This window comes from Pantoea rwandensis (genome assembly GCF_002095475.1).
Classification (GTDB): Bacteria; Pseudomonadota; Gammaproteobacteria; order Enterobacterales; family Enterobacteriaceae; genus Pantoea; species Pantoea rwandensis.
In genome coordinates, this window is sequence record NZ_MLFR01000015.1 from 1 (window position 1) to 23,996 (window position 23,996).

The following is a 23,996-nucleotide window of genomic DNA, read 5'->3' on the forward strand; positions in this document are numbered from 1 at the left end:
GCCAATTTAAAAACAATTTGAACAGTATTTTTGGGGTGTCGCCAAGCGGTAAGGCTCTGGTTTCTGATACCAGCATTCCGGGGTTCGAATCCCTGCACCCCAGCCAAATTGAACAATAAAGCCCGCTTCTGCGGGCTTTATTGTTTTCTGCGTTCAGTCGTTAAGAGCGCCTGACGACGCTCCCAAAAATCTTATAATCCCAAAGCGTACTTCAGTACCTTACGTTTCAGCGCTCCGGCATTCTCCGCCGCGATCAATCCCAGATTACGTGCAAAACGTAACGGCGAAAGCTTATTACTGAATGCAAAGTAGAACAGATCCATTCCCCCCTGCATCAGCAAGTTATCCTTATAACGCTGGCGATGATAACGCTGGAGTACCGCACCCGATGACCACAGCTGTGCTTCACTGCGCGCCTCAACCAGCGTTGAGATCAATGCATCCACATCACGGTACCCCAAGTTTACGCCCTGCCCCGCGAGGGGATTAATGGTATGCGCCGCGTCGCCCACTAGCGCCAGCCCCGGCATCACATAGCGCGTAGCATGACGTCGCACCAGAGGAAACGATGCGGCTTGCTTCACATGAAAGCGTCCGACACGCGCTGGAAAATGTGCATGGATCTCTTTCTCCAACTGCGGCAGCGGCAAATTCTGCAGCTGGCGAATACGCGCTGGAGCGTCATACCACACCAACGAAGCGTGACGTTCGAATAAGGGCAAGAAGGCACGAGGACCTTCTGGGGTGAATTGTTGCCAGGTTGAATCGCCAGCATCATGCTCACATTCCACGCTAATCAGCATACAAGACTGCGCATAATTCCAGCCACGGACGCCAATGCCAGCCAGTTGGCGTACGCGCGAGTTGGCACCATCGGCACCCACGACAAGGCGTGCATCCAGCTGGGTACCATTATCCAGTTGTACATGCCAGCCACCGCTATGTTGCTGAAGGTTCTGCAAGCTGGCGGGACAGATCAGTGTAATGCCCTCTTCCTGCATTTTCTCCCACAGTGCGCGCTGTAACACACTGTTCTCCACCATATACCCCAACTCAGGCAAGCCCAGTGAAGCGGCATCGAACGTCACGTGCGCGCTCTGCCACTCCCAGGTTTCCAGCTTGCGGTAGGGGGCACAGCGCATCGCCTCAACACGTGACCAAACATTCAATTGTCGAAGTAGCGCCACTGACGAGGCGCCGATGGCTGAAATACGCACATCAGGCGGGCTCGCAGCATCAAAACGGGCGGGTTCAGCGCGTTCTATCACCGCCACGCGAAACTGCTGCTGTGCCAGCCCACAGGCCAATGCGGCACCGACCATGCCACCGCCCACTATCACCACATCAAAATGTGAATCCTGCATTGACTCTAATCCTTCTGCTTGCCGTAATGCCTCACAGCATCACGCTGATAGATAAAGTTTACCGGAAATTGGCCGTACAATCTCAAGGCCTGCTGCTCTGGTCACAACAGCAGCAAAGCATTACACTACGCGCCCTGCACTTCGCTCTGATCAATGGCTAGTTCGATGACCAAAAAACTGCATATCAAAACCTGGGGCTGTCAGATGAATGAGTATGATTCATCTAAGATGGCCGACCTGCTGAACAGCACACACGGTTATACCCTGACCGATGAAGCCGAAGAGGCAGATGTCCTGCTGCTCAATACCTGCTCCATTCGTGAGAAGGCGCAGGAGAAGGTTTTCGCCCTGTTAGGACGCTGGAAGAAGCTGAAGGCGGATAATCCTGACGTGATCATTGGTGTCGGCGGTTGTGTTGCTTCACAAGAAGGTGAACGCCTGCGCGAACGTGCGAATTGTGTTGATATCGTGTTTGGTCCACAAACCCTGCATCGTCTGCCTGAGATGCTCAATCAAGTGCGTGGCACCAAAAGCCCAGTGATTGATATCAGTTTCCCAGAAATCGAAAAGTTTGACCGCTTACCGGAACCGCGCGCTGAAGGCCCAACCGCCTTCGTGTCCATTATGGAAGGCTGCAACAAGTATTGTACTTTCTGTGTTGTGCCTTATACGCGCGGTGAGGAAGTGAGCCGTCCTTGCGACGATATTCTGCTGGAAATCGCGCAGCTTGCCGCGCAGGGCGTGCGAGAAGTGAATTTACTGGGTCAAAACGTCAACGCCTATCGCGGCACGACCTTTGATGACCAGATCTGCAGCTTCGCGGAACTATTGCGTCTGGTGGCAGCCATTGATGGCATTGACCGCATTCGCTTTACCACCAGCCATCCGATTGAATTCACCGATGACATTATCGATGTCTATCGCGATACGCCAGAACTGGCGAGCTTCCTGCATTTACCAGTGCAGAGCGGTGCCGATCGTATCCTGACGCTGATGAAACGCGCGCACACCGCACTGGAATACAAAGCGATTGTCCGCAAGTTGCAGAAAGCGCGTCCTGATATTCAGATGAGCTCAGATTTTATCATCGGTTTCCCTGGTGAAACACAACAGGACTTCGAGCAAACCATGAAGTTAGTGGGTGAGGTCAATTTTGACGTCAGCTTTAGCTTTATCTACTCAGCACGTCCAGGTACCCCTGCCGCTGATTTGCCTGACGATGTGTCGGAAGAAGAGAAAAAGCAGCGTCTGTATATCCTGCAGGATCGCCTCAATCAGCAGGCAATGGCATGGAGCCGCCGTATGCTCGGCACCACGCAACGTGTGCTGGTGGAAGGCATATCGCGTAAGAATGTCATGGAGTTAATGGGACGTACTGATAATAACCGTGTGGTTAATTTCGAAGCTCCTGTCGAAATGATCGGTAAATTTGTTGATGTTGAAATCGTCGATATTCATGCTAACTCACTGCGCGGTAAGCTGGTGCGTACCGAAGATGAAATGGCCCTGCGCTTGAATCAAAGTCCAGCAGCCGTCATTGCCCGCACACGTCGTGAAAATGACATCGGCGTCGGTATTCACCAGCCTTGATCTCACGATTTTTGAGCGACAGTGCACACCGCGCTGTCGCGATTTTCAGTCGGTTACGCTTGCATTCCTTAAGCGGCGCCCAAATATCTCCTTTGCAACTTGCACCTGGGCGTGACCCCATAAATAATTCCGTAATGATGCTCATGTCGTTAATCAGAGCATCTGATACCCTTTTCAACTGGCCCTGAGCGACCCAAAGGATTCATTTGAATATCGAAACTCGTGAAATCGCCCTTGAACCGGCAGATAACCGTCGGCTGTTGAGCCTGTGCGGTCCGTTTGATGACAATGTGAAGCAACTTGAACGACGTCTGGGTATCGAAATCAACCGTCGTGACAACCAATTTAAACTGGTGGGCCGATCGCTGAGTGTGAACGCTGCGGTTAACATCCTGCGTGACTTGTATGTGGATACCGCGCCAGTCCGTGGTTTGATCCCTGACATAGAGCCGGACCAAATCCATCTGGCGATCAAAGAGAGCCGCGTGCTGGAGCAAACCGCGGAGAGCGTGCCGGAGTTTGGTAAAGCCATAAACATCAAAACCAAACGCGGTGTAATTAAACCGCGTACGCCTAATCAGGCTCAGTATGTGGCGAACATTCTCGACCATGACATTACCTTTGGCGTGGGCCCAGCCGGTACCGGTAAGACCTATCTGGCCGTTGCCGCAGCAGTAGATGCACTGGAGCGGCAGGAGATTCGTCGCATTCTGTTGACGCGTCCGGCCGTTGAGGCCGGTGAAAAACTCGGCTTCCTGCCGGGTGATCTCAGCCAGAAAGTCGATCCTTACTTGCGTCCACTTTATGATGCCCTGTTCGAGATGCTGGGTTTTGAACGCGTAGAAAAGCTGATGGAGCGCAATGTGATTGAGGTGGCACCGTTGGCATACATGCGCGGTCGTACCCTCAATGACGCCTTTGTGATCCTTGATGAGAGCCAGAACACCACCATCGAACAGATGAAGATGTTCCTGACGCGAATCGGCTTCAATTCAAAAGCGGTGATTACCGGTGACGTGACGCAGATTGACCTGCCACGCAGCACCAAGTCAGGCCTGCGCCACGCCATCGAGGTGTTAGCGGAAGTCGATGAAATTAGCTTTAACTTTTTCCACAGCGAAGACGTGGTGCGTCATCCGGTTGTCGCACGCATCGTGAATGCTTATGAAGCGTGGGAAGAAGCTGACCAAAAACGCCGAGACAAACTGGCTGAAGACCGCAAGCGTGAAGCGCTGGCAGCTCAGCTAGCGACCCAACCCAGCCCGCAGGAGCCTTCATGAGCGCGGTGATTTTAGATTTACAGTTGGCCTGTGCCGATGAAAATGGCCTGCCAGCCGAAACCGCCTTTCAACGCTGGTTGGAAGCGGCAGTCACGCCTTTCCAGCCTGAAAGTGAAGTGACCATTCGTTTGGTCGATGAAGCGGAAAGTCATGAGCTTAATCTGACTTATCGTGGCAAAGACAAACCTACAAACGTGCTCTCTTTCCCTTTTGAAGCACCACCGGGAATTGAATTACCGCTGCTGGGCGATCTGATTATCTGTCGTCAGGTGGTTGAGCAAGAAGCGGAAGAACAAGGCAAAACCGTTGAAGCCCATTGGGCGCATATGGTGGTACACGGCACGCTGCATCTGCTGGGTTACGATCATATTGAAGACGATGAAGCCGAAGAAATGGAGGCGCTGGAGACCGAGATAATGCTTGCTCTTGGATATCCTGACCCGTACATTTCGGAGAAAGAAGACGCCTGAAACTCCGTTTCAGGTTATTGCGCTGCTGGCGAGGATGCCAGCAGTTCCTTTCCCTCATTAGAGAGAACGAAATAAAAACGCCATGAGCGACGACCATTCTCAAAACAGCGACGCACCCAGTAGTAAAAAGGGGTTTTTCTCCCTGTTAATCAACCAACTGTTTCACGGTGAACCTAAAAACCGTGACGAACTGCTGGGGCTAATCCGCGATTCTGAGCAGAAAGAGCTGATCGACCAAGACACCCGCGACATGCTTGAAGGGGTGTTAGATATCGCCGAACAGCGTGTGCGTGACATCATGATCCCGCGCTCCCAAATGATTACCCTCAAACGTAATCAAAGCCTTGAAGAGTGTCTGGCGGTCATCATTGATTCTGCCCACTCACGTTTTCCTGTGATTAGTGAAGACAAAGATCACGTCGAAGGCATTTTAATGGCCAAAGACTTGCTGCCGTTTATGAGCAGCGCGTCTGAGCCGTTCAGCATCGAAAAAGTGCTGCGTACTGCGGTAGTGGTACCCGAAAGTAAGCGTGTCGACCGCATGCTGAAAGAGTTTCGTTCCCAGCGATATCATATGGCCATTGTCATTGATGAGTTCGGCGGCGTTTCTGGGCTGGTTACCATCGAAGACATTCTCGAATTGATTGTCGGCGAAATTGAAGATGAATATGACGATGAAGAAGATCGTGATATCCGTCAGCTCAATCGCCACACCTATACCGTGCGTGCGCTGGCCCCCATCGAAGATTTTAATGAGATTTTTGGTACCAGCTTCAGCGATGACGAAGTAGACACCATCGGCGGTCTGGTGATGCAGGCGTTCGGCCACCTTCCCGCACGCGGTGAAAGCATTGACATTGATGGTTACCAATTCAAAGTCGTTATGGCTGACAGCCGCCGTATCATCCAGGTGCATGTGAAAATTCCGGAAGATTCTCCACAACCGCAACTGGAAGACGAATAATTCTATGGCTCTAGCTTCACTTTACTCGCAGCAGCGGGTTCGCTTGCTGCTGGCGTTAATTACGGGTGCCGTTGGCACCCTTTCATTTTCTCCCTACGATTTCTGGCCTGCGGCATTAATTTCACTGGTCGGCCTGCAACTGCTATTGCTGGATCGTCGTAGCCCTCAGGCTGCAGCGATAGGTTTCGTTTGGGGCTTTGGTCTCTTCGGCAGCGGTATTAACTGGGTTTACGTCAGCATCGCCACCTTTGGCGGCATGCCTGGCCCGGTGAACGTTTTCCTCGTCATTCTGCTCGCGGCGTACCTCGCTATCTACCCGATGCTGTTCGCGGCGGTACTGAATCGCCTGTGGCCACGCGCCACCTTGTGGCGTCTGGCGTTAGCGGCTCCCGCGTTGTGGCAGATCAGCGAATTCCTGCGCGGCTGGATCCTCACCGGGTTCCCGTGGTTGCAGTTCGGTTATAGCCAGATTGATGGCCCACTGAAAGGCATTGCCCCCCTGGCTGGTGTCGAAACCATCACCTTCCTGCTAATGGTGATTGCGGGTTTAGGGGTACATGCGCTTTATCACCGCAGCGCAAAAAGCCTGGTCGCCGCCGCAGCCCTGCTATTACTGCCGTGGCCACTGCGCATGGTGCAGTGGTATCAACCCCTGCCAGAACGCAGCGTTGATGTGGCAATGGTGCAAGGCAATATCCCGCAGTCAATGAAGTGGGACCCGCAAGAGTTACTGAATACGCTGCGTGTTTATACCTCTTACAGCCAACCTTACATGGGTAAAGCGCCCATTATTATCTGGCCGGAGTCTGCGATTACCGATCTGGAAAGTCGTCAGCAACCGTTCCTGAAGGCGCTGGATGAAGAATTACGTGCACGTGGCAGTTCACTGATAACCGGTATTGTCGATTCGCGTGTCGAAGGTGACAACCGCTATCACGATTACAACTCGGTGATTGTGTTGGGCGGTGAACAGCCTTACAGCTATCAAAGCCAGAACCGTTACCAGAAAAACCATCTGGTCCCCTTTGGCGAATTTGTGCCGTTGGAAGACTTGCTGCGTCCACTGGCGCCGTTCTTCGACCTGCCGATGTCATCGTTCAGTCGAGGCGCCTATGTGCAGCCGCAGTTGAAAGTGTCGGGCTATAACCTGACCAGCGCCATCTGCTATGAAATCGTCTTGGGTGAACAGGTGCGGGCAAACTTCCATTCGGATACCAACTTCCTGCTGACAGTCTCCAATGATGCCTGGTTTGGTCATTCCATTGGTCCCTGGCAGCACTTCCAGATGGCACGTATGCGTGCTCTGGAGTTGGGCCGACCGTTACTGCGATCCACCAACAACGGTGTCACTGCAGTAGTCAATGCCGATGGTGAAGTGGAAAAAGAGATCCCACAATTTACACGTGAAGTACTGGAAGCCAAAGTGACCCCCACAACGGGTGAGACACCTTACGCGAAAGCAGGTATCTGGCCGGTGTGGATCCTGACGCTAATCGGTATCGTGCTGGCGATAATTCGTCGTCGTAACTGACACCTTGCTCACACTCTGACAGGCGAAGTGCTCACTTCGCCTTTTTTTGCGCTGTTTTTCGCTCCCATCGGCTACGCTTTACCAGATTCTCTGCTGGCTTTTTTCCACTTTTCCTCGTGCTGGCACGATCATTGCTATTTATTTCAGTGGTTTTATTAACATCAGCGTTCTGTCAGCGTAATGCCATCTTTATGCACTACTATCTGGCACTGATTCGCACCTTCATAGCGCAAAGGCATTTCTTTGCCTCTTATTGGTGCGGAGCGGCTCGCAAAAAAGGAACTTTTTTGTTTCATTGCGTTAACAATTCGCTATGTTAATCACTATCCTGCGCGCAGTTGCGCTAAGGGATAATAAGAAAAGCAGCAGGAAATACACACAACATCACAATCTGCGCAGTTTATGTTCTGCGCGACATTCATTCGAAGGAGTAGGAACATGCAGACACGCAAAGTGGCATTATCTCTTCTGCTGTTGGGAGCAGCAGCGGGAGCGGCCCAGGCGGAAGATCTCACCGGCACCCTGAAAAAAATTAATGATAACGGCGTTATCGTCGTTGGGCATCGTGAGTCATCAGTTCCCTTTTCTTACTACGACAACCAACAAAAAGTGGTTGGCTATTCTCAGGACTATTCCAACGCGATCGTAGCGGCTATCAAAGCCAAGCTGAATAAGCCGGATCTGCAGGTCAAAATGCTGCCGATCACTTCACAAAACCGTATCCCGCTGTTGCAGAACGGCACCTACGATTTTGAGTGTGGTTCTACCACCAACAACCTGGAACGCCAGAAGCAGGCCGCTTTCTCTGATACCGTGTTTATTATCGGCACCCGTTTGCTGGTTAAAAAAGGCGGCGACATCAAAGATTTCGCAGACCTGAAAGGTAAAACTGTTGTTGTCACTTCAGGGACCACTTCTGAAGTACTGCTGCACAAGCTTAACGATGAGAAGAAAATGGACATGCGCATCATCAGCGCTAAAGACCATGGCGATTCTTTCCGTACGCTGGAAACCGGTCGTGCTGTGGCCTTTATGATGGATGACGCGCTGCTGGCGGGCGAACGTGCTAAAGCGAAGCAACCTGACAACTGGGAAATCATCGGCACGCCACAATCGAAAGAAGCTTACGGTTGCATGCTGCGTAACGAAGATCCTCAGTTCAAGCAGCTAATGGATGAAACCATTGCTAAAGCGCAGACCTCGGGTGAAGCGTCTAAGTGGTTTGAAACTTGGTTTAAACAGCCAATCCCACCGAAGAATCTGAACATGAACTTCGAGCTGTCACCTGACATGCAGGCGCTGTTCAAAGCACCAAACGACAAAGCACTCTGAATTAACAACGAAAACAAGGGCAGTTAGGCTGCCCTCTCGATTGCTGAACACGCGGTGCGGACAGACAGACTGCAACAGGCCGTTCCCCTGAAGCAGGATACAAGACACCGCTCAACAATCTTATGGGTAGCCTCGCTACCCTTTTTTTACCGGAGCTCGTTATGGGTATCGATTGGAACTGGGGCATCTTTTTACAACAGGCCCCGTTCGGCAATACGACTTACCTCGGCTGGCTGTGGTCCGGATTTCAGGTTACCGTTGCGGTGTCCTGCTGTGCCTGGATTATCGCCTTCCTGGTAGGTTCCTTCTTTGGCATTCTGCGTACCGCGCCCAACCGTCTACTGGCGGCCATAGGCACCTGCTACGTGGAATTGTTCCGTAACATCCCGCTGATCGTGCAGTTCTTCTTCTGGTATCTGGTCGCACCAGAACTGGTAGGAGAAAAACTGGGCATGTGGTTTAAGGCTGAATTGGATCCTAATGTTCAATTCTTTGTCTCTTCGACCATTTGTCTGGGGCTGTTCACCGCGGCCCGTGTTTGTGAGCAGGTTCGCGCGGCCATTCAGTCGCTGCCACGTGGACAAAAAAATGCAGGCTTGGCCGTCGGTCTGACGCTGCCACAAACCTACCGCTACGTATTGTTACCCAATGCGTATCGCGTCATTGTGCCGCCGATGACCTCTGAAATGCTGAACCTGGTGAAAAACTCCGCTATCGCCTCCACCATTGGTCTGGTCGATATGGCGGCTCAGGCGGGCAAATTGCTCGACTACTCAGCACATGCTTACGAGTCGTTCACTGCCATCACCTTGGCTTACGTCGGTATTAACCTGGTGATCATGCTGATTATGAGTCTGGTAGAACGCAAAATTCGCCTGCCTGGCAACTTGGGAGGCAAATAATGTACGAGTTTGACTGGAGTTCGATTCCACCCAGCCTGCCCTATTTATGGAATGGCTTGATCATCACCTTCAAAATCACTGCCGTTGCCGTGGTATTCGGTATCGTTTGGGGCACGATTCTGGCGGTGATGCGCCTGTCTCCGTTTGCCCCGATTCGCTGGTTTGCCAAGCTGTACGTCAACTTGTTCCGCTCCGTGCCTTTGGTCATGGTGCTGTTGTGGTTCTATCTGGTAGTGCCTGCGTTCCTGCAACAGGTGCTGGGGCTTTCCCCCAAAGCCGATATTCGCCTGATTTCCGCCATGGTGGCCTTTGCGCTATTTGAAGCGGCCTATTATTCGGAAATTATTCGCGCCGGTATCCAAAGTATTTCACGTGGGCAATCTCATGCTGCGCTGGCATTGGGTATGACGCACTGGCAATCGATGCAGCTGATCATCCTGCCACAGGCGTTCCGCGCCATGGTGCCGCTGCTGCTGACACAGGGCATCGTGCTGTTTCAGGATACGTCGTTGGTGTATGTCTTAAGCCTGGCTGACTTCTTCCGTACCGCCTCAACCATTGGTGAGCGTGACGGTACCCAAGTCGAGATGGTTCTGTTTGCCGGTCTGGTCTACTTCGTGATCAGCCTGAGCGCTTCGCTGTTGGTTAGCTATCTGAAAAGAAAAAGGACGGTTTAAATGATTAGCCTGAAAAATGTTTCTAAGTGGTATGGTCACTTTCAGGTGCTGACCGACTGCTCCACCGAAGTGAAAAAAGGTGAAGTGGTGGTGGTCTGCGGACCGTCCGGTTCGGGAAAATCAACGCTGATTAAGACGGTTAACGGTCTGGAGCCGGTACAGCAAGGCAGCATTCAGGTCAACGGTACCGAAGTGAACAACAAGAAAACCAACCTCGCGCAGCTGCGCAGCAAGGTGGGCATGGTGTTCCAGCACTTCGAACTGTTCCCGCATCTCAGCATTATCGATAACCTGGTATTGGCGCAGGTTAAGGTATTGAAGCGTGACAAAGCCGCTTCACGTGAGAAAGCGTCGAAACTGCTGACGCGCGTAGGTCTGGCTGCACACGCTGAGAAATTCCCAGGGCAGCTTTCGGGTGGTCAACAACAGCGCGTGGCGATTGCCCGTGCATTGTGCATGGACCCGATTGCCATGCTGTTCGATGAGCCTACTTCCGCACTCGATCCCGAAATGATCAATGAAGTGCTGGACGTGATGGTCGAGTTGGCGAATGAAGGCATGACGATGATGGTTGTGACGCATGAGATGGGCTTCGCACGTAAGGTGGCCAATCGCGTCATCTTTATGGATGAAGGAAAGATTGTCGAAGACACGAATAAAGATGACTTCTTCAACAATCCGCAGTCCGATCGTGCAAAAGACTTCCTCGCGAAAATCCTGCACTAATCAATGTCGCGCAATAAATTGCACCGCTACCGAAATGTGCAGGTGATGAGTTCCTCACTCATTCACCGCATAAATCGGTAGCGGCGCGGTTTATCGCGTTATTTTGCTCTCAAAGTAATTTACGGCTCAAACGGCTGGCGTTGGAAATGATCGTGTCCGCACTCCGGGCAGCGCGTTAAGCTTTCTGGGGTATATATGGCTCGCGTAAAACCACATTGTTCACACACCAGATTCCCCAATCCGACCACTTCTCCACTTTGATAAACCCCGTGGTGGCGCAAATCCTGAAAGACCTCACGCCACTCCAGCTGGCTCTTATCAGTAATATCGGCCAACTCCTTCCACAGACTTTCGCGAATAACCCGCATAAACACCGAGTCACCTAAGACATCTGAAGACTCTTGGTAGCTGAGGGCAAACTCATGTATGTCACGCCGTACGGCCCGCATCACCTCATTGACCTCAGAAGGGGACAATGTTTTTTTTGCCAGTAAATCCTGCCGCGCTTCGGCAACCAACGCATCAACATCACGCTCGCCACCCTCCAGCCGCTGGGTTAATACCGCAATCGTTGCACGATACTCCTGCGCCACGTTATTCATTTTGTTCTCCTTTCCGCCGGTATAGCTGCTTTTAAGTTTAGCTGTTCTGTCATATTTGCGGTGCAGTGAGCCGAGTAAATCGTAAAAGGGTGAAAGCGGCGGCGCATTACGCAGAAATCCGGCCAGCAGGGGCGTGAAATGTTGTTGAGGGAGAGCCTTATGGGTATGCTATGCGGATCTAAAAGTATGCAAAACGATTTTCACAAAGGACCACAGGCAGCCATGCAAGAGCAATACCGCCCGGAAGAGATAGAATCCCGCGTCCAACAGCACTGGGACGAAAACGAAACTTTTAAAGTGACTGAGCAGGAAGGTAAAGAGAAATACTATTGCCTCTCCATGCTGCCCTATCCTTCTGGCCGCCTACACATGGGCCACGTGCGTAACTACACCATTGGCGATGTGATTGCACGCTACCAGCGTATGCTCGGTAAAAACGTACTGCAGCCGATTGGCTGGGATGCGTTCGGCCTGCCGGCTGAAGGTGCCGCGGTGAAAAACAATACCGCACCAGCACCATGGACCTACGACAACATCGAATACATGAAGAACCAGCTCAAACTGCTGGGCTTTGGCTATGACTGGAGCCGCGAGTTAGCGACCTGTCAGCCCGAGTACTATCGCTGGGAACAGTGGTTCTTCACCAAGCTGTATGAAAAAGGCATGGTCTATAAAAAGACCTCTGCGGTGAACTGGTGCCCTCATGACCAAACCGTATTGGCTAATGAACAGGTTATCGACGGCTGCTGCTGGCGTTGCGACACTAAAGTTGAACGCAAAGAGATTCCGCAGTGGTTCGTTAAAATCACTGCCTACGCAGAAGAGTTGCTGAACGATCTCGATAAGCTGGAAGATTGGCCTGAGCAGGTCAAAACCATGCAGCGTAACTGGATTGGCCGTTCTGAAGGCGTGGAAATCACCTTTGATGTGGCTTACAGCGAAGAGAAGCTGACCGTTTACACCACCCGTCCTGATACCTTCATGGGCGCCACCTATGTTGCCGTGGCTGCGGGTCATCCTTTGGCACGCCAAGCTGCCGCCAGCAACCCAGCATTGTCAGACTTCATCGCCGAATGCAGCACCACCAAAGTGGCTGAAGCAGACATGGCGACGATGGAGAAGAAAGGCATGGCCACCGGCCTGTTTGCTATCCATCCGCTGACCGGTGAAGAGATTCCAGTTTGGGTGGCTAACTTCGTATTGATGGAGTACGGCACCGGTGCGTGATGGCCGTTCCGGGCCATGACCAGCGCGACTGGGAATTTGCCACCAAGTACAACCTGAACATCAAGCCTGTGATCCTGAATCTTGACGGTTCAGAGCCCGACCTGAGCGAAGCCGCGATGACCGATAAAGGCGCGCTGTTCAACTCGGGTGAGTTCAACGGTCTGGATCATCAGGCTGGTTTCAACGCTATCGCTGAAGCGCTGGCAACAAAAGGCGTGGGCGTGCGTAAAGTTAACTACCGCCTGCGCGACTGGGGTGTTTCCCGCCAGCGTTACTGGGGCGCGCCAATTCCAATGGTGACATTGGAAGATGGTACGGTGATGCCAACGCCAGAAGACCAACTGCCGGTTATCCTGCCGGAAGATGTGGTGATGGACGGAATCACCAGCCCAATCAAAGCCGATCCTGAGTGGGCGAAGACCACCGTTAACGGCCAGCCTGCCCTGCGTGAAACCGACACCTTTGACACCTTCATGGAGTCATCCTGGTACTATGCACGTTACACCTGTGCAGACTACAACGAAGGCATGCTGGATCCCGCTGCGGCTAACTACTGGTTGCCGGTCGATCAGTATGTCGGTGGTATCGAACACGCCATCATGCACCTGATGTATTTCCGCTTCTATCACAAGCTGCTGCGTGATGCGGGTCTGGTGAACTCTGATGAGCCGGCAAAACGCCTGCTGTGTCAGGGGATGGTACTGGCCGACGCGTTCTATTACACCGGTACTAGCGGTGAGCGTAACTGGGTTTCACCTGTGGATGTCACGGTTGATCGCGACGATAAAGGCCGTATCGTTAAGGCTATCGACAACGAAGGCCGCGAAGTGGTTTACGCTGGCATGAGCAAAATGTCGAAGTCAAAAAACAACGGCATCGACCCGCAGCTGATGGTAGAACGTTACGGTGCAGATACCGTACGTCTGTTCATGATGTTTGCTTCACCAGCAGAAATGACGCTGGAGTGGCAGGAATCTGGCGTTGAAGGGGCTAACCGTTTCCTGAAACGTGTCTGGAAGCTGGCTTACGATCACGTTGAGAAAGGTGCCACCGTGGCACTGGACGTTAACGCGCTGAATGACGATCAGAAAGCGCTGCGTCGCGATCTGCATAAAACCATCGCCAAAGTGGCCGATGACATTGGCCGTCGCCAGACGTTCAACACCGCTATCGCTGCTATCATGGAGCTGATGAACAAGCTGACGCGTGCGCCGCAAGAGAGCGATCAAGATCGCGCCCTGCTGCAGGAAGCGTTGGTCGCTGTTGTTCGCCTGCTCTATCCGTTCACCCCACACGCCAGCTATGTTCTGTGGCAGGCGCTGGGCGGTGAAGGTAACGTGGATGAGGCAAGCTGGCCGGTTGCTGATGAAGCCGCAATGGTGGAAGATTCACTGTTGGTGGTAGTACAGGTTAATGGCAAAGTGCGCGGCAAGATTACCGTTGCGCATGATGCCACGCAGGAGCAGGTTCAGGCGCGTGCTGCGCAGGAGCATCTGGTGGCGAAATATCTGGATGGCGTCACCCTTCGTAAAGTGATTTATGTCCCTGGCAAACTGCTTAACCTGGTCGTAGGTTAAGTTCAGGAGGAACTGTGCGACAACTGATTATCAGGCTGTTTGTCCTACTGGCGGTGTTGATCACCGCCGGCTGTGGTTTTCACCCGCGCGGCACCACACTGGTGCCGACCGAGATGAAAACGCTGATCGTCCAGAGTGGTGACCCCTACGGTCCACTGGCTCGTACCGTGCGTCAGCAGCTGCGTATCAATGATGTGACTATTGTTGATGACAGCAAAATGGCCAGTACGAAATACCCGACTCTGCGCTTAGGTGCTGAGATGCAGGGCCGAGATACCGCATCGGTGTTTATTAGTGGCACCACTGCGGAGTATTCACTGGTCATGACGGTCACCGCACAGGTTCTGATTCCGGGCAAAGGTATCTATCCGATCAGCACCACCGTGTATCGTTCTTTCTTCGACAACCCGAATGCCGCGCTGGCGAAGGATGCCGAGCAAGACATGATTGTGCAGGAGATGCGTCAACGTGCCGCCGAGCAGTTGGTACGTAAACTGCTGGTAGTGCATGCTGCACAGGAAGCCAATAAAGTATCACTGCCGCAACCGGAGACGATTGCACCGGGTCAGAACTCACCGGAAGTGTCGTCTTCGTCAGCTACCAGTCTGCAATGATCAGGATTTATCCTGAACAACTGAGCGCGCAGCTTCGAGAGGGGCTGCGCGCCTGTTATTTTCTCACCGGTAATGAGCCCCTGCTGATTCAGGAGAGTGCGGATGCCATCCGTGCGATCTCGAGCGGGCAAGGTTTCGAAGAACACTTCAGCGTAACCCTTGATGCGCAAACCGATTGGGATGCCATCTTTGCCAGTTGTCAGGCGCTCAGCCTGTTTACCCAGCGCCAAACCTTGACCTTACAGTTGCCGGATAACGGTCCCAATGCTGCTATGGCGGAGCAACTGGTTAAATTGGCCAGCCTGCTCCACAGCGATATCCTGCTGGTGTTACGCATGGCAAAGCTGACCAAGGCCCAGGAAAACAGCGCCTGGTTTAAAGCGTTGAGTACCCATGCAGTGCTGGTTCCTTGCCAAACACCGGAACAGGCTCAACTGCCGCGTTGGGTTGCGACCCGCGCGAAAGCCATGAAACTGAGTGTCGATGACGCCGCCATCCAACTGCTTTGTTACTGTTACGAAGGCAACTTATTAGCCTTAGGACAAGCGCTGGAACGCCTTTCACTGCTCTGGCCGGATGGCAAATTAACCCTGCCACGCGTAGAAGCCGCAGTGAATGATGCCGCTCACTTTACGCCGTTCCACTGGGTTGATGCGCTGCTGGCGGGAAAAAGTAAACGCGCCCTGCACATTCTGCATCAACTGGAAAAAGAAGATGCCGAAGTGGTGATCCTGCTGCGCTCGCTACAGCGTGATTTGCTCACCCTGTTGCATTTGCAGCGTAATCAGGCGAAACAGGCATTACGCACCTTGATGGATCAGCAACGTATTTGGCAAAATCGTCGTGCGCTGTTCACCGAGGCATTGCAGCGTCTTGATGCGCGCCGTTTACAACGTGCAGTCCATCTACTGGCTGAGTTGGAGCTGACCATGAAGCAAGATTATGGTCAAAATCTCTGGCCGCAGTTAGAAACGCTGTCACTGCTCATCTGTCACCGCGATTTTCCCTTGAGTTTTACCGATGTCTAAACTCCATGCGCTGTTTGGCGGCACCTTCGATCCTATCCATTACGGCCATTTACGCCCGGTAGAAGCGCTGGCGCAGCAGGTTGGCTTGAAAAAAGTGACGCTACTACCCAACAATGTGCCACCGCACCGCCCACAGCCCGAAGCGAGCGCGCAGCAGCGTGTCGCCATGCTGCGTTGTGCCATTGGGGATCGTCCTTTATTCGATATCGATACGCGTGAGTTGGAGCGTGAAACGCCTTCGTGGACCGTTGCCACACTCGAAGCATTGCGTGCGGAACGCGGCGCAGAACAGCCCCTTGGGTTTATCATCGGCCAGGATTCTCTGCTAACGTTAGCCAAATGGCATCGCTGGCAAGATTTGCTGTCCCTGTGTCATTTACTGGTCTGTCAGCGACCGGGTTATGCCACGCAGATGGAAACCGATGAAATGCAGCAGTGGCTGGACGCGCATCGAGCTCATACTCCGCAGCAGCTGCATCACTCACCGGCAGGTCACATCTGGTTGGCTGACACCCCACTGTTTGACATCTCCGCCACGGAAATTCGTCAGCGCCGCCACAGCGGGCGCTCATGCGCCGATCTCTTGCCGGACGCTGTTATCGACTATATCGATCGCGCTGGCTTATATCGCGGTTGATCGTTGCGTGCTATACTGCGCCGCTTCATTTTCAGCTACGTTTTCCGGGCATTCCGCCTGCTCGTAATCACCTGTTTTTAAGGGGAACCTTTTGCAAGGTAAAGCACTCCAAGATTTCGTTATTGATAAGATTGATGATCTTAAAGGCCAGGACATCATTGCCGTCGATGTTCAGGGCAAATCTAGCATCACCGATTGCATGATTATCTGCACCGGTACATCGACGCGCCATGTCGTGTCTATTGCCGACCATGTCGTCCAAGAATCACGCCTCGCTGGCCTCAAACCGCTAGGTGTTGATGGTAAAGCTGCCGCAGATTGGGTGGTGGTTGACCTCGGTGAAGTGATTGTCCATGTGATGCAGGAAGAGAGCCGCCAGCTGTATGAGCTGGAAAAGCTCTGGAGCTAAGCGTTGAAACTTCAGCTTGTGGCCGTTGGCACCAAAATGCCCGACTGGGTTCAGACCGGCTTCATGGAGTATCTGCGCCGTTTCCCTAAGGATATGCCGTTTGAACTGACCGAAGTCACGGCCGGTAAACGTGGTAAGAACGCGGATATCAAACGCATCCTGGAAAAAGAGGGCGAAGCGATGCTGGCTGCCGTGGGTAAAGGCAATCGTATCGTGACGCTTGATATTCCGGGGCAGCCATGGGAAACGCCTCAGTTGGCACAGCAGTTGGAACGCTGGAAGTTGGATGGCAGAGATGTCAGCTTGCTTATCGGTGGTCCAGAAGGACTGGCTCCGGCGTGTAAAGCCGCCGCTGAGCAAAGCTGGTCGCTGTCTGCGTTAACCTTGCCGCACCCTTTAGTGCGCGTGTTAGTGGCAGAAAGCCTGTATCGTGCCTGGAGCATCACCACGAATCATCCTTATCACCGTGAATAAACGCCTGACAACCTCCAGACAATAAACGCAGCGGATGAAATTACAGAGCAACGCCTTTCGCGACTACAGTGCTGAACAGAAACTCTTTGTCCGCCGGGCTCTGGTAGCTTTTGTTGGCATTTTTTTGCTCTCCAGCGTATTGGTGGTCAATCTCTACCACCTCCAAATCCTGCGTTTCGACGATTACAGTACCCGTTCGAATGAAAACCGCATCAAGCTGGTGCCCGTCGCCCCCAGCCGCGGCATCATCTTTGACCGTAACGGCGTACCACTGGCACTGAACCGCACCATCTATCAGGCCGAACTGGTCCCCGAAAAAGTCGATGATCTAAAACAGACATTGCAGGACCTGCGACCGATACTGGATCTCACTGACGACGATATCGACGCCTTTGAAAAAGAGCGCAAGCGTTCACGCCGCTTTACTTCTATTCCGGTGAAGACTGCCCTCAACGATGTTCAGGTGGCAAGATTTGCGGTGAATCAGTACCGCTTCCCGGGCGTGGAAGTCAAAGGCTATCAGCGCCGTTACTACCCCTATGGTCAGACGTTGACGCATGTCGTGGGTTACGTTTCAAAAATCAATGACCGTGACGTCAAACGACTCGATGAAGAAGGCAAATGGCCAAACTATGCGGCCACGCATGACATTGGCAAACTCGGCATCGAAAACTTTTACGAAGACGTGCTGCACGGTAAGACCGGCTACGAAGAAGTTGAAGTGAACAACCGCGGTCGTGTCATTCGTCAATTGCACGAGCAATCACCTCAGGCCGGACGCGACATCTATCTGACTGTCGATCTCAAACTGCAGCAGTATATTGAAACCTTACTGACCGGCAGCCGTGCTGCTGTGGTAGTGAGCGATCCGCGCACCGGTGAGATTCTGGCGCTGGTTTCAACCCCCAGCTATGACCCCAATTTATTTGTGGATGGCATCTCCAGCAAAGATTACAAAGCCTTGCTGAGCGATGAAAACCGTCCACTGTATAACCGTGCGTTGCAGGCATCTTACCCGCCAGCATCAACGGTTAAACCCTATGTTGCCGTCTCCGCGCTGAGTGCAGGGGTGATTAACCGCAATACCAGCCTGTTTGATCCCGGCTGGTGGCAGTTACCGGGTTCTGAAAAACGCTATCGCGACTGGAAAAAGTGGGGACATGGTCGCCTGAACGTGACCAAATCACTGGAAGAGTCAGCCGATACCTTCTTCTATCAAGTGGCCTATGACATGGGGATCGATCGCCTGTCCGAATGGATGACCAAGTTTGGTTATGGCCATCGCACTGGCATCGATCTGCCGCAAGAAAGTCCGGGTAATATGCCGACGCGTGAATGGAAACTGAAGCGCTTCAAGAAGCCGTGGTATCAGGGTGATACCATTCCGGTAGGCATTGGCCAGGGTTACTGGACAGCCACACCCGTGCAGATGAACAAAGCCATGATGATTCTGATTAATGACGGTGTGATTAAGGTCCCACATCTGATGCGCGCAACTCGTGAAGGCCAGACGATGGTGCCGTATCGCCAGCCCCCTGATACCCCTATTGGCGATATTCACTCGGGATACTGGGAAATTGCCAAAGATGGCATGTATGGCGTGGCGAACCGTGCTAATGGTACGGCACACAAAAGCTTTGCCGATGCGCCTTATAAAATCGCCGCGAAGTCAGGTACGGCACAGGTATTTGGCCTGAAAGAGAACGAAACCTACAACGCACACAAGATTGCAGAGCGGCTGCGTGACCACAAATTAATGACCGCTTTCGCGCCGTATGACAAACCGCGTGTGGCCGTCACGATGATTCTGGAAAACGGCGGAGCGGGCCCAGCGGTTGGCACCGTGATGCGCCAAATTCTCGACCATATTATGTTAGGCGACAACAACACGGTGCTGCCTGAAGCTGCACCGACGCCGCCTGGCTATGAAGGTGAATAAAGATGTCCATGAACGATAGCCCGCAGAAAAGATCGATCTGGACCCGAATCCATATCGATCCCCTGTTTATGTTGATTATCCTGGCGCTGTTAGCCTACAGCGCCATCGTGATTTGGAGCGCCAGCGGTCAGGATCCTGGCATGATGGAGCGTAAACTCGGCCAGATTGCGATGGGCATTATCATCATGTTGGTGATGGCACAGGTGCCGCCGCGTGTCTATGAAAGCTGGGCGCCCTATCTCTATATTGTCTGCGTGATACTGCTGATAGCGGTAGATGCCTTTGGTCATATCAGTAAAGGGGCGCAACGTTGGCTTGATCTGGGCTTTGTGCGTTTCCAGCCCTCGGAGATTGCCAAAATTGCGGTGCCGTTAATGGTCGCGCGCTTTATCAACCGCGATGTCTGCCCTCCCACTCTGAAGAACACCGGTATCGCGTTGGTATTGATTTTCATGCCGACGCTGTTAGTAGCCGCACAGCCTGACCTCGGCACCTCGATTTTGATCGCCGCATCCGGCCTGTTTGTGCTGTTCCTGTCGGGCATGAGCTGGAAGCTGATTGCTGTGGCGGTCCTACTGGTCGCGGCGTTTATTCCGGTTCTGTGGTTCTTCCTGATGCACGACTATCAGCGCGACCGCGTCATGATGCTGCTTGACCCCGAAAGCGACCCACTCGGCGCGGGGTATCACATCATTCAGTCAAAAATTGCGATCGGTTCCGGAGGGCTGCGCGGAAAAGGCTGGCTGCATGGCACCCAGTCACAGCTGGAATTCCTGCCTGAACGCCATACTGACTTTATCTTCGCGGTGTTAGCAGAGGAACTCGGCCTGGTCGGCGTATTACTGCTGCTGGTACTCTATTTGCTGCTGATTTTGCGTGGTCTAATCGTAGCCGCGCGAGCGCAAACTACCTTTGGACGCGTGATGGCCGGTGGTTTGATGCTGATTTTATTCGTTTATGTTTTCGTTAACATAGGCATGGTAAGTGGTATCTTACCGGTGGTTGGCGTACCGCTCCCGCTGGTGAGCTACGGCGGGTCGGCATTGATTGTGTTAATGGCCGGATTTGGCATCGTGATGTCGATCCATACTCATCGAAAAATGTTATCTAAAAGCGTTTAAGAGGCTGCACATGCGTAAGGATTGGCTTGGGGTTGCACTGGCATCACTGGTACTGGCTGCCTGTTCTACACCAGAACAGCAGACTAACACGGCACCGCCACAACCGGCTTATAACGGCCCGGTGGTTGAAATTCCAGGCGTGGAGCCGCGCTATGAACCGATCAATCCTTCGACCAGTCAGGATTACAGCGTTAATGGTAAAAATTATCGCGTCATTAAAGACCCATCGAATTACAGCGAAGTGGGTCTGGCAACCTGGTATGGTGCTGAAGCGCAAGGCAATCGCACCGCCATTGGTGAAGCCTACGATCCCGATGCGATGACCGCCGCCCATCCTACGTTGCCGCTGCCAAGCTATGTGCGCGTCACCAACCTCGCGAATGGTCGTCAGATTGTGGTGCGTGTGAACGATCGCGGCCCCTACACGCCAGGACGTATTATCGATCTGTCTCGTGCCGCGGGTGACCGTTTGAATATCTCCAATAACTCGCGCGTTCGCGTGGATTACATCAAAGTTGCGCCCGATGGGTCCGTATCTGGCCCAGGCACCATTGGCACCACCGTGGCCAAACAGAGCTATGCCCTGCCCTCCCGTCCTGACTTAGGCGGCGGCATGGTGATGATGGGCGGCAGCAGCGCCAATACCACACCAGAACCCGCACCACAGGATGTCCGCGCCGTAGACAACAGCACGCTGCAAAGCAATGGTAACTTGGGCGCACCGGTTCAGAGTGGCGGTTTCCTCGGTGCACCACAGCCGTTAGCCAATGGCGTGCTGGAAGGCAGTCAGCCTACGCCAGCTCCTACAGCAACCCCGGTTAACGCGCCCGTCACAGCGCCTGTTGCTGCCGTTGCTGCGGCGCCAGTCAGCCAGACCGCCCATGCTGGCAGTGGCTATGTGGTTCAGGTTGGCGCGGTGAATGATGCTGCGCGTGCTCGCCAGTTGGCGAGCAGCCTTGGCAAACGCTTTGGCGTGCCTGGTAATGTTGAAGCGAACGGCAACGTTTACCGCATCCAACTCGGTGGTTTTAGTAGCCGTGCCGAAGCCGCCGCGCTGCAGCAGCGCCTGACGACAGAAGCTCAAATGAGTTCATTTATTACGACTGCCCGCCCGTAATATCACGGGCAGTGACCTTTACCGCTGAAACTGATTTGCAAAGCAAGATGTCGCCTGATGGGGCGTTTGCTATAGTAAGGCACTTTTTTCACTCTTAGCCCACGGATGTTGTAGTCCTTAACATGAATACGCTGAAACCTTCTCGTTTTCTGAAACGCCTGACAGTGGGATCACTGGTCGCCCTTTCTCTCAGCCATGCCGCATTTGCGGACGATGTTAATCTTAAGACGATGATCCCGGGCGTCCCGGAAATCGATGCTGAAGCTTATGTGCTGATCGATGCCAACTCCGGCAAAGTACTGGCCGAAAAGAACGCCGATGCGCGCCGCGATCCCGCAAGCCTGACCAAAATGATGACCAGCTACGTGATTGGTCAGGCGGTCAAAGCGGGCAAAATCCATAACGACGATATCGTTACCGTAGGTAAAGATGCCTGGGCAACCGGTAACCCGGTGTTCAAAGGCTCTTCACTGATGTTCCTGAAGCCAGGCGATCGCGTACCCGTTTCTCAGCTGACGCGCGGTATCGTGTTGCAGTCAGGTAACGATGCCTGTGTGGCCATGGCCGATTACGTTGCCGGCAGCCAAGATGCGTTTGTTAGCCTGATGAACAACTACGTGGGTGCGTTAGGCCTGAAAAACACCCACTTCCAGACCGTGCACGGCCTGGATGCTGAAGGCCAATACAGCTCTGCGCGTGATATGGCGCTGATCGGCCAGGCGCTGATTCGTGACGTACCGGACGAATATTCGGTCTACCGTGAAAAAGAGTTCACCTTCAACAATATCAAACAGATGAACCGTAACGGCCTGCTGTGGGATACCAGCCTGAATGTTGACGGTATCAAAACCGGTCACACCGATGCGGCGGGTTACAACCTGGTGGCTTCTGCGACTGAAGGCCAGATGCGTCTGATCTCAGCGGTCATGGGTGGCCACACCTACAAAGGTCGTGAAACTGAGAGCAAGAAACTCCTGACCTGGGGCTTCCGCTTCTTTGAAACCGTCGCACCACTGAAAGCCGGTAAAGAGTTTGCTTCTGAGCCGGTATGGTTTGGTAACAGCGATCGCGTACAGTTAGGTGTCGAAAAAGATGCTTATCTGACCATTCCACGTGGCCGTATGAAAGATTTGAAAGCCAGCTACGTGCTGAACAACACCGAACTGCATGCACCACTGCAGAAAAATCAGGTGGTGGGCAGCATCAACTTCCAGCTGGATGGCAAAACCGTGGAACAGCGTCCACTGGTAGTGCTGAACGAAGTACAAGAAGGTGGCTTCTTCAGCCGCATCATCGATTACATTAAACTGATGTTCCACCACTGGTTCGGCTAAGGCGCGCTTGAAAAAACGCCACATGGCCCCCAAATAAGCTACTATATTTGCTCCCGCCTCGGCGGGAGCCTGTTTTTAAGCACCGGAGTGAAAAATGAAAACCAAATTGAATGAACTGCTCGAATTCCCTACCTCCTTCACTTACAAAGTGATGGGTCTGGCGCAACCGGAGCTGGTTGATCAAGTGGTTGAAGTGGTGCAGCGCCACGCGCCGGGCGACTACAAACCTGACGTGAAGCCAAGCAGCAAAGGCAACTACCATTCAGTGTCGATTACCATCATCGCCACCCATATCGAACAAGTGGAGACCCTGTACGAAGAGTTGGGCAACATCGATATCGTGCGCATGGTTCTGTAATACCCGCGCTGGCAAAGGCGGCTTTGCCAGCGTTATACTCAAGCCTCCACTCTTTACCGGATCTTCGCTTTGTCAGCTAACACGCTACTTGTTCGTCAACTGGGACTGCGCGACTGGCAGCCCGTCTCCGATGCCATGCATCAGTTCACCGATCAACGTGACAGCCACACCGCCGATGAAATCTGGCTGGTGGAACATCAACCCGTTTTTACCCAAGGTCAAGCAGGTAAAGCAGAGCATCTGCTCATGCCTGGTGATATCCCCGTGGTGCAAAGCGATCGCGGTGGTCAGGTGACTTATCATGGGCCTGGGCAGCAAATCATGTATGTGCTAATTGACGTTAAGCGCCGTAAAATGGGCGTCCGCGAATTGGTCACAGCGCTGGAAGAAACGGTAATCAGTACACTCGCTGACTATGGTATTGTTGCGCGCGCGCGCGCCGATGCACCTGGCGTTTATGTGGGTGATGACAAAATCTGTTCGCTTGGGTTGCGCATTCGTAAAGGGTGCTCCTTTCACGGCTTAGCCTTGAATATCGCCATGGACCTCACGCCCTTCTTGCGAATTAACCCCTGCGGCTATGCAGGCATGCAAATGACGCAGCTCAGCACATTACATGCTGGCGTCACGCCAGCGGATGTCAGGCCGCGCCTGGTGCAACATTTCGCCCGATTGACCGGTTTTACCCAACTGGAATGGCAAAATGAGGCAAGGGTCTGACCT

22 protein-coding genes, 1 tRNA gene and 1 pseudogene are annotated in these 23,996 nt (G+C 53.1%); 22 read left to right on the top strand and 2 right to left on the bottom strand.

What is annotated here, in order from left to right:
- Window positions 1-31 precede the first annotated feature (31 nt).
- Window positions 32-106: transfer RNA gene (locus tag HA51_RS14800), tRNA-Gln, on the top strand.
- Between the two features lie 85 nt (window positions 107-191).
- Here the strand turns inward: HA51_RS14800 and ubiF are convergent.
- Window positions 192-1,364, bottom strand: coding sequence for a 3-demethoxyubiquinol 3-hydroxylase (gene ubiF, locus HA51_RS14805; protein ID WP_084935397.1), 1,173 nt, complete (start codon window positions 1,362-1,364; stop codon window positions 192-194).
- A 165-nt stretch (window positions 1,365-1,529) separates the two neighbouring features.
- Between ubiF and miaB the strand changes: the two genes are divergently transcribed.
- From miaB to HA51_RS14850, 9 genes are all read left to right on the top strand, one after another.
- Window positions 1,530-2,954, top strand: a complete 1,425-nt coding sequence (miaB, locus tag HA51_RS14810; RefSeq protein WP_084935398.1) for a tRNA (N6-isopentenyl adenosine(37)-C2)-methylthiotransferase MiaB — start codon at window positions 1,530-1,532, stop codon at window positions 2,952-2,954.
- Between the two features lie 206 nt (window positions 2,955-3,160).
- Complete coding sequence (locus HA51_RS14815; RefSeq protein ID WP_084935399.1) at window positions 3,161-4,234, top strand: PhoH family protein; 1,074 nt, start codon at window positions 3,161-3,163, stop codon at window positions 4,232-4,234.
- Window positions 4,231-4,704, top strand: coding sequence for an rRNA maturation RNase YbeY (ybeY, locus tag HA51_RS14820; RefSeq protein WP_084935400.1), 474 nt, complete (start codon window positions 4,231-4,233; stop codon window positions 4,702-4,704). The genes HA51_RS14815 and ybeY overlap by 4 nt, the downstream gene beginning before the upstream one ends.
- An 82-nt stretch (window positions 4,705-4,786) precedes the next feature.
- Window positions 4,787-5,668: a CNNM family magnesium/cobalt transport protein CorC gene (gene corC, locus HA51_RS14825; protein ID WP_084935401.1), complete on the top strand. Its 882-nt coding sequence runs from the start codon at window positions 4,787-4,789 to the stop codon at window positions 5,666-5,668.
- Between the two features lie 4 nt (window positions 5,669-5,672).
- A complete protein-coding gene (lnt, locus tag HA51_RS14830) occupies window positions 5,673-7,199 on the top strand; it encodes an apolipoprotein N-acyltransferase (RefSeq protein WP_084935402.1) in 1,527 nt (508 codons plus the stop codon).
- Between the two features lie 438 nt (window positions 7,200-7,637).
- Window positions 7,638-8,531: a glutamate/aspartate ABC transporter substrate-binding protein gene (locus tag HA51_RS14835; RefSeq protein WP_084935403.1), complete on the top strand. Its 894-nt coding sequence runs from the start codon at window positions 7,638-7,640 to the stop codon at window positions 8,529-8,531.
- 161 nt (window positions 8,532-8,692) lie between these two features.
- On the top strand, window positions 8,693-9,433 hold the full coding sequence (locus HA51_RS14840; protein WP_084935404.1) for an amino acid ABC transporter permease: 741 nt from the start codon (window positions 8,693-8,695) through the stop codon (window positions 9,431-9,433).
- Complete coding sequence (gene gltK, locus HA51_RS14845) at window positions 9,433-10,110, top strand: glutamate/aspartate ABC transporter permease GltK (protein WP_084935405.1); 678 nt, start codon at window positions 9,433-9,435, stop codon at window positions 10,108-10,110. Before HA51_RS14840 ends, gltK begins: the two co-directional genes overlap by 1 nt.
- Window positions 10,111-10,836, top strand: coding sequence for an amino acid ABC transporter ATP-binding protein (locus HA51_RS14850; protein WP_084935406.1), 726 nt, complete (start codon window positions 10,111-10,113; stop codon window positions 10,834-10,836). It begins immediately after the preceding gene.
- A gap of 119 nt (window positions 10,837-10,955) precedes the next feature.
- On the opposite strand, the gene HA51_RS14855 is transcribed toward HA51_RS14850, so the two are convergent.
- A complete protein-coding gene (locus HA51_RS14855) occupies window positions 10,956-11,438 on the bottom strand; it encodes a zinc ribbon-containing protein (RefSeq protein ID WP_084935407.1) in 483 nt (160 codons plus the stop codon).
- A gap of 222 nt (window positions 11,439-11,660) precedes the next feature.
- On the opposite strand from HA51_RS14855, the pseudogene leuS reads away from it, so the two are divergent.
- The 12 genes and pseudogenes from leuS to lipB all read left to right on the top strand — a co-directional run bounded on the left by leuS (window position 11,661) and on the right by lipB (window position 23,993).
- A pseudogene (leuS, locus tag HA51_RS14860) lies at window positions 11,661-14,242 on the top strand (leucine--tRNA ligase).
- A 14-nt stretch (window positions 14,243-14,256) separates the two neighbouring features.
- Entirely contained in the window at window positions 14,257-14,856 is a 600-nt protein-coding gene (gene lptE / locus HA51_RS14865) for an LPS assembly lipoprotein LptE (RefSeq protein WP_084935408.1), read from the top strand.
- Window positions 14,853-15,884 carry a DNA polymerase III subunit delta gene (holA, locus tag HA51_RS14870; RefSeq protein ID WP_084935409.1) on the top strand — a complete coding sequence of 344 codons (1,032 nt, stop codon included), beginning with the start codon at window positions 14,853-14,855 and terminating at the stop codon, window positions 15,882-15,884. Before lptE ends, holA begins: the two co-directional genes overlap by 4 nt.
- Complete coding sequence (gene nadD / locus HA51_RS14875) at window positions 15,877-16,521, top strand: nicotinate-nucleotide adenylyltransferase (RefSeq protein WP_084935410.1); 645 nt, start codon at window positions 15,877-15,879, stop codon at window positions 16,519-16,521. Before holA ends, nadD begins: the two co-directional genes overlap by 8 nt.
- 91 nt (window positions 16,522-16,612) lie before the next feature.
- Window positions 16,613-16,930, top strand: coding sequence for a ribosome silencing factor (gene rsfS / locus HA51_RS14880; RefSeq protein ID WP_084935411.1), 318 nt, complete (start codon window positions 16,613-16,615; stop codon window positions 16,928-16,930).
- A gap of 3 nt (window positions 16,931-16,933) precedes the next feature.
- Complete coding sequence (gene rlmH / locus HA51_RS14885) at window positions 16,934-17,404, top strand: 23S rRNA (pseudouridine(1915)-N(3))-methyltransferase RlmH (protein ID WP_013357098.1); 471 nt, start codon at window positions 16,934-16,936, stop codon at window positions 17,402-17,404.
- Window positions 17,405-17,438: 34 nt separating this feature from the next.
- A complete protein-coding gene (gene mrdA / locus HA51_RS14890) occupies window positions 17,439-19,343 on the top strand; it encodes a peptidoglycan DD-transpeptidase MrdA (protein WP_084935412.1) in 1,905 nt (634 codons plus the stop codon).
- 8 nt (window positions 19,344-19,351) lie between these two features.
- Window positions 19,352-20,464: a peptidoglycan glycosyltransferase MrdB gene (gene mrdB / locus HA51_RS14895; protein ID WP_084935494.1), complete on the top strand. Its 1,113-nt coding sequence runs from the start codon at window positions 19,352-19,354 to the stop codon at window positions 20,462-20,464.
- A 10-nt stretch (window positions 20,465-20,474) separates the two neighbouring features.
- On the top strand, window positions 20,475-21,581 hold the full coding sequence (gene rlpA, locus HA51_RS14900; RefSeq protein WP_084935413.1) for an endolytic peptidoglycan transglycosylase RlpA: 1,107 nt from the start codon (window positions 20,475-20,477) through the stop codon (window positions 21,579-21,581).
- A 122-nt stretch (window positions 21,582-21,703) separates the two neighbouring features.
- Window positions 21,704-22,915 (top strand): D-alanyl-D-alanine carboxypeptidase DacA, encoded by a 1,212-nt coding sequence (gene dacA / locus HA51_RS14905; RefSeq protein WP_084935414.1) that lies wholly within the window; start codon window positions 21,704-21,706, stop codon window positions 22,913-22,915.
- A gap of 94 nt (window positions 22,916-23,009) precedes the next feature.
- Window positions 23,010-23,273, top strand: a complete 264-nt coding sequence (gene ybeD / locus HA51_RS14910) for a DUF493 family protein YbeD (RefSeq protein ID WP_084935415.1) — start codon at window positions 23,010-23,012, stop codon at window positions 23,271-23,273.
- A gap of 69 nt (window positions 23,274-23,342) precedes the next feature.
- Entirely contained in the window at window positions 23,343-23,993 is a 651-nt protein-coding gene (gene lipB, locus HA51_RS14915; protein ID WP_084935416.1) for a lipoyl(octanoyl) transferase LipB, read from the top strand.
- The last annotated feature ends 3 nt before the right edge of the window (window positions 23,994-23,996 follow it).

What these genes read in the sequence shown, in the direction of transcription:
- holA (WP_084935409.1), top strand. Translation starts at nt 14,853, where the DNA reads ATGATCAGGATTTATCCTGAACAACTGAGCGCGCAGCTTCGAGAGGGG.
- nadD (WP_084935410.1), top strand. Translation starts at nt 15,877, where the DNA reads ATGTCTAAACTCCATGCGCTGTTTGGCGGCACCTTCGATCCTATCCAT.
- gltK (WP_084935405.1), top strand. Translation starts at nt 9,433, where the DNA reads ATGTACGAGTTTGACTGGAGTTCGATTCCACCCAGCCTGCCCTATTTA.
- HA51_RS14840 (WP_084935404.1), top strand. Translation starts at nt 8,693, where the DNA reads ATGGGTATCGATTGGAACTGGGGCATCTTTTTACAACAGGCCCCGTTC.
- ubiF (WP_084935397.1), bottom strand. Translation starts at nt 1,364, where the DNA reads ATGCAGGATTCACATTTTGATGTGGTGATAGTGGGCGGTGGCATGGTC.
- mrdA (WP_084935412.1), top strand. Translation starts at nt 17,439, where the DNA reads ATGAAATTACAGAGCAACGCCTTTCGCGACTACAGTGCTGAACAGAAA.
- miaB (WP_084935398.1), top strand. Translation starts at nt 1,530, where the DNA reads ATGACCAAAAAACTGCATATCAAAACCTGGGGCTGTCAGATGAATGAG.
- HA51_RS14855 (WP_084935407.1), bottom strand. Translation starts at nt 11,438, where the DNA reads ATGAATAACGTGGCGCAGGAGTATCGTGCAACGATTGCGGTATTAACC.
- corC (WP_084935401.1), top strand. Translation starts at nt 4,787, where the DNA reads ATGAGCGACGACCATTCTCAAAACAGCGACGCACCCAGTAGTAAAAAG.
- ybeD (WP_084935415.1), top strand. Translation starts at nt 23,010, where the DNA reads ATGAAAACCAAATTGAATGAACTGCTCGAATTCCCTACCTCCTTCACT.
- HA51_RS14850 (WP_084935406.1), top strand. Translation starts at nt 10,111, where the DNA reads ATGATTAGCCTGAAAAATGTTTCTAAGTGGTATGGTCACTTTCAGGTG.
- HA51_RS14835 (WP_084935403.1), top strand. Translation starts at nt 7,638, where the DNA reads ATGCAGACACGCAAAGTGGCATTATCTCTTCTGCTGTTGGGAGCAGCA.
- dacA (WP_084935414.1), top strand. Translation starts at nt 21,704, where the DNA reads ATGAATACGCTGAAACCTTCTCGTTTTCTGAAACGCCTGACAGTGGGA.
- lnt (WP_084935402.1), top strand. Translation starts at nt 5,673, where the DNA reads ATGGCTCTAGCTTCACTTTACTCGCAGCAGCGGGTTCGCTTGCTGCTG.
- rlpA (WP_084935413.1), top strand. Translation starts at nt 20,475, where the DNA reads ATGCGTAAGGATTGGCTTGGGGTTGCACTGGCATCACTGGTACTGGCT.
- mrdB (WP_084935494.1), top strand. Translation starts at nt 19,352, where the DNA reads ATGAACGATAGCCCGCAGAAAAGATCGATCTGGACCCGAATCCATATC.
- ybeY (WP_084935400.1), top strand. Translation starts at nt 4,231, where the DNA reads ATGAGCGCGGTGATTTTAGATTTACAGTTGGCCTGTGCCGATGAAAAT.